Origin of the sequence: Kitasatospora sp. NPDC091257 (assembly GCF_044757675.1) — a bacterium.
Lineage (GTDB): Bacteria > Actinomycetota > Actinomycetes > Streptomycetales > Streptomycetaceae > Kitasatospora > Kitasatospora lactacystinica.
In genome coordinates this window covers 1-2,109 of record NZ_JBIVVI010001408.1, presented here as the reverse complement: position 1 = coordinate 2,109, position 2,109 = coordinate 1, and the positions used below count along the sequence as shown (strand labels likewise).

The following is a 2,109-nucleotide window of genomic DNA, read 5'->3' as shown; positions in this document are numbered from 1 at the left end:
GCCTGGCCGACGAGCATGGCGGCGAGGGCGAGGAGAAGGCCGAGGAGCTGCCAGGGGGTGAGGGTCTGGCCGAGGACGACGAGGCCGCCGAGGGTGGCGACGACCGGGTTGATCAGGCCGAGGAAGGAGGCCGGGCCGGCGCCGAGGTGCTCGATGCCGCGGAACCAGAGGAAGTAGCCGAGCGCGGTGCCGAACAGGCCGAGGTAGGCGAAGCCGGCCAGGTTGGCGGCGCTCAGGGCGGGCGGCGCGCCCTCGACCACGGCGGCGAGCGGCACGAGGAAGACCGAGCCGGCCAGGAGCTGCCAGGCGGTGAGGTCGAGCAGGGTGGCGCCCTCGGGGCGGCCCCAGCGGCGGGTGAGGACGGTGCCCATGGCCATCAGGGAGATCCCGGCGACCATCGAGGCGATCCCGACGCCGTCCAGCCGGGCGCCGCTCTTGAGCACCAGCAGGGCCACTCCGCCGACCCCGACCAGTCCCGCGATCACCGCCCGCCGTCCGGGCCGCACCCGCAGCACGCCGATCGAGAACCCGGCGACGAGCAGCGGCTGGATCGCCCCGATGGTGGCGGCGACGCCGCCGGGCAGGCGGTACGCGCCGACGAACATCAGCGGGAAGAACAGCCCGATGTTGAGCATCCCGAGTGCGGCCGCGCGTCCCCACCAGCGCCCCTTGGGAAGTCGGCGGCCGATCAGCAGCAGGAGCAGTCCGGCCGGCAGGGCGCGCAGGGCGGCGAGCAGCAGCGGGCGACCCTCGGGCAGCAGCTGGGTGGTGACGAGGTAGGTGGTGCCCCACGCGGCCGGGGCGAGTGCGGCGGTGACGGCGATCCCCGCGCGCTTGCGGTCCATGACGGCCATGACGTCCCCCTGAACGTTGATTATCTGAACGTTGAGATACTTTCTACGCCCAGGATCGGAGAACGTCAAGTATGTGAATGTTAAGATATCTGCGTTGGACGGAAGGCTTCGGATCGGACGGCCCCGGGAGGGCGGCGGACATGCAGCAGCGCGACACCGTGGACGACATCGTCGAGCAGTGGGCCCGGGCCCGACCCGACCTGGACGCCGGGCCCATGGCCCTGATCGGCCGGCTCCGACGGCTCAACGTCCGGGTCGACAACGCCCTGCGCGAGTACTTCACCGCCTGCGGCCTGGACTCCTCCGAGTTCGACGTGCTGGCCACCCTGCGCCGCTCCGGCGAGCCGTACGAGCTCAACGCCCGCGCGCTGCTCAAGTCCGCGATGGTCACCTCCGGCGCCATCACCAACCGGGTCGACCGGCTGTCCGCCAAGGGCCTGGTCGAGCGCAACCCGTGCCCGAGCGACCGCCGCGCCGTCCTGGTCCGCCTCACCCCGGCCGGCAAGGAGCTGATCGACGGCGCCCTGGCCGGCCACGTCGGCAACGAGGAACGCATCCTCTCGGCCCTCGACGCGGACGAGCGCACCCGGCTCGACGCCCTGCTGCGCAAGCTGCTCATCGCGCACGGGGACACCGAGCCGCTCCTCTGAACCGGGGCCGGGTGCGCCGCGCCGCGTGTCCGGCGGTGTCCCGGCCGCGTTGTCCTCTGCGGAAGCCCAGCGGAGGAGAGACCCCGATGAACGAGAAGACGCCCAGGGACATCGCCGTCGACGACCAGCTGCGGGCCGCCGGCGCGGAGGGCGCCCGGTGGCTCACCGCCTCCGGGTGGGGGCCGCCCGTCAGGGTGCCTTTGCAGCACGCGGCGAAGTGGCAGCAGGAGACCCGGGCCCGGATGCTGGCGGCCCAGCAGGACGAGTCCTGCACGTGGTGCGACCACCTGCTGTACGGCGGCCCCCAGCCCGTCGTCGTGCACGCGGAACACCCGACCCACCTGATCTGCCGCGCCTGCTCGGTCGCCGCCCGCCCCCGCCGCATCTGCCTGGACTGTGGGGAGCCGGCCTCCTCCGAGTCCCCGGCCGACGGGCGCGAGGACGTCTTCATGGGCGCGGTGGCGATCTACACCCGGCTGCGCTGTGTCGCCTGCCACCGGTCCGACCCGCTCGACGGCACCTTCGGCGGCGTGTGCGCGGCGGGACTCGGTGAGCGTCTCCTCCTGCTTCGCCGCGCCCTCGCGGTGAAGTTCCGGTGCTGCCGC

At 73.3% G+C, this 2,109-nt stretch carries 3 protein-coding genes; 2 read left to right on the top strand and 1 reads right to left on the bottom strand.

What is annotated here, in order from left to right; genetic code table 11:
• Window positions 1-854: EamA family transporter (locus ACIQOV_RS38785; protein WP_401055529.1), on the bottom strand; the 854-nt coding region annotated here is incomplete at its 3' end.
• Window positions 855-994: 140 nt separating this feature from the next.
• Between ACIQOV_RS38785 and ACIQOV_RS38780 the strand changes: the two genes are divergently transcribed.
• On the top strand, window positions 995-1,504 hold the full coding sequence (locus ACIQOV_RS38780; RefSeq protein WP_359903417.1) for a MarR family transcriptional regulator: 510 nt from the start codon (window positions 995-997) through the stop codon (window positions 1,502-1,504).
• Window positions 1,505-1,590: 86 nt separating this feature from the next.
• A partial coding sequence (locus ACIQOV_RS38775; protein WP_401055527.1) for a hypothetical protein occupies window positions 1,591-2,109 on the top strand: 519 nt, incomplete at its 3' end.

Coding starts and splice junctions, on each gene's coding strand:
- ACIQOV_RS38780 (WP_359903417.1), top strand. CDS start 995: ATGCAGCAGCGCGACACCGTGGACGACATCGTCGAGCAGTGGGCCCGG.